Annotated in this window: 2 protein-coding genes; one reads left to right on the top strand and one right to left on the bottom strand. The window is 72.7% G+C overall.

The features are described 5' to 3' along the window. On the top strand, positions 1-913 hold a 913-nt coding region (locus F3T56_RS45805; protein WP_149831365.1), incomplete at its 5' end, for a serine hydrolase. Between the two features lie 24 nt (positions 914-937). Here F3T56_RS45805 and F3T56_RS45810 read toward each other — a convergent pair. Then, a partial coding sequence (locus F3T56_RS45810) for a phytoene desaturase family protein (RefSeq protein ID WP_149831366.1) occupies positions 938-2,378 on the bottom strand: 1,441 nt, incomplete at its 5' end.

Consider the following 2,378-nt stretch of genomic DNA (forward strand, 5'->3'; position numbering starts at 1 on the left):
GGGGGGGGAGGTGCACGACGAGAACGCCTTCTCGCTCGGCGGGGTCGCGGGGCACGCCGGGGTCTTCTCCTCGGCGTGGGATCTGGCCGTCCTCGGGCGGACGCTGCTCAACGGGGGTGCGTACGGCAAGGCTCGCATCCTGGAGCCCGAGTCGGTGGAGCTGATGTTCACCGATTTCAACACCGCGTTTCCCGGCGACGAGCACGGGCTGGGCTTCGAGCTCTACCAGCACTGGTACATGGGTGCGATGGCCACGCCGCGCACCGCCGGTCACACCGGCTTCACCGGCACCTCGATCGTCCTCGACCCGACGATCGACTCCTTCCTCGTCGTACTCAGCAACTCCGTTCATCCGGTGCGCAGTTGGCGGTCCGGGTCCGCGCCCCGGGTCGCCGCCGCGAACCATCTCACCCGGGCCGTCCCCGTACGCCCCACCCGAGGCCGCACGGCCTGGTTCTCCGGCATGGCGACCGCCACGACGGCCACGCTCACCCTCCCGCCGCTCGACACGGCCGCCGCCGAGGACTCCTGCCTGCGCTGCGCGCTCTGGTGGGACACCGAGCCCCAGGCCGACGCCCTCTTCCTGGAAGCCTCGACGGACGGCGGGGACACCTGGCAGTCGGTCGCCTTCACGACCGCACGCGAGCGCGAAGAGGACACCCCGCAGGAGCATCCGTCCGGCTCGGTCACCAGCTTCTCGGGCCGGGTGTGGCACCGGCTCACCGCGAACCTGCCGCAGGCCGCCGGCCTCACCGTGCGCTGGCGGTACACGACCGACCGGCTCTACGTCGGCCGTGGCGCCTACGTCGACGGGCTGCGCGTCCGGGCGGGCGGCGAGGTCCTCTTCGATGAGTCCCGCCCGGCCGACGCGGCCCGGATCACGGCGGTGGGCTGGACGGCCGCGACCGACTAGGGCCAGGACCAGGACCGGCTCTGGTCAGGCCCCCGTCACCTCCAGCACCGCCATCGCCGCGTTGTGGCCGGGTACGCCGCTCACCCCGCCGCCGCGCACCGCGCCCGCGCCGCACAGCAGGACGTTCACGTGGCGGGTCTCGACGCCCCAGCGGCCCACTCCCTCCTGGGCGTACGGCCAGGCGAGGTCGCGGTGGAAGATGTTGCCGCCAGGGAGGCCGAGGTCGCGTTCGAGGTCGAGGGGGGTCTTGGCCTCGATGCAGGGGCGGCCGTCGGCGTCGGTGGCCAGGCAGTCGGTGAGGGGCTCGGCGAGATGGGCGTCCAGTTGGGCGAGGGTCGCCTTCAGGAGTTCCTCGCGTACGGCGTCGTTGTCGGCCTCGAAGAGCCGCGCGGGGGTGTGCAGGCCGAACAGGGTGAGCGTCTGGTAGCCCTGGTCGACCAGATCCGGGCCGAGGATGGTCGGGTCGGTGAGGGAGTGACAGTAGATCTCGGAGGGCGGTGCCTCAGGCGGCGTGCCGGCGGCGGCCTGGGCGTAGGAGGCGGCCAGTTGGTCGTATCCCTCGGCGATGTGGAAGGTCCCGGAGAAGGCCTCGTACGGGTCGACGGACTCGTCGCGGAGCCTCGGGAGCCGGGTGAGCAGCATGTTCACCTTCAACTGTGCGCCCTCGGCGGGGGCGGGCGGCTCGTCGCCGGTGAGGGTCGCCAGTTCCCGGGGCGAGGCGTTGACCAGCACATGCCGGGCGGCGACCGTGCCCTCGGTGTCCGCCGTGCGGTAGGTGATCTCGGCGGACCGTCCGTCGGTCGCGATCCTGCGCACCTCGTGGCCGGTGGCGATCACCGCGCCGGCGTCGCGGGCGGCCCTGGCGAGCGCGTCCGTGAGGGCGCCCATGCCTCCGACGGGTACGTCCCAGGCGCCGGTGCCGCCGCCGATCACGTGGTAGAGGAAACAACGGTTCTGCCGGAGGGAGGGGTCGTGGGCGTCCGCGAAGGTGCCGATCAGGGCGTCGGTGAGGACGACTCCGCGTACCAGGTCGTCGGTGAAGGTCGACTCGACGGCCGCGCCGATCGGCTCCTCGAAGAGGGTCCGCCAGGCCGCCTCGTCGTCGATCCGCCCGCGCAGCTCGTCCCGGGTGGGCAGCGGCTCGGTGAGCGTCGGGAACACCCGTTCGGCGACATGGCCGGTCATCCCGTAGAAGCGCTGCCAGGCCTCGTACTCGCGATCCGAACCGGTCAGCCGTGCGAACGCCTCCCGCGTGCGCCGCTCGCCACCTCCGACGAGGAGGCCTGTGGGCCGTCCGTCGCGTTCGACGGGGGTGTACGAGGAGATCGTGCGGCCACGGACGCGGAAGTCGAGGTCCAGGTCCCGCACGATCTTCCGGGGCAGCAGGCTGACCAGGTACGAGTAGCGGGACAGTCGGGCGTCGACGCCGGCGAACGGCCGGGTGGACACGGCGGCGCCGCCGGTG

The sequence above is a fragment of the Streptomyces tailanensis genome, assembly GCF_008386495.1.
GTDB lineage: Bacteria > Actinomycetota > Actinomycetes > Streptomycetales > Streptomycetaceae > Streptomyces > Streptomyces tailanensis.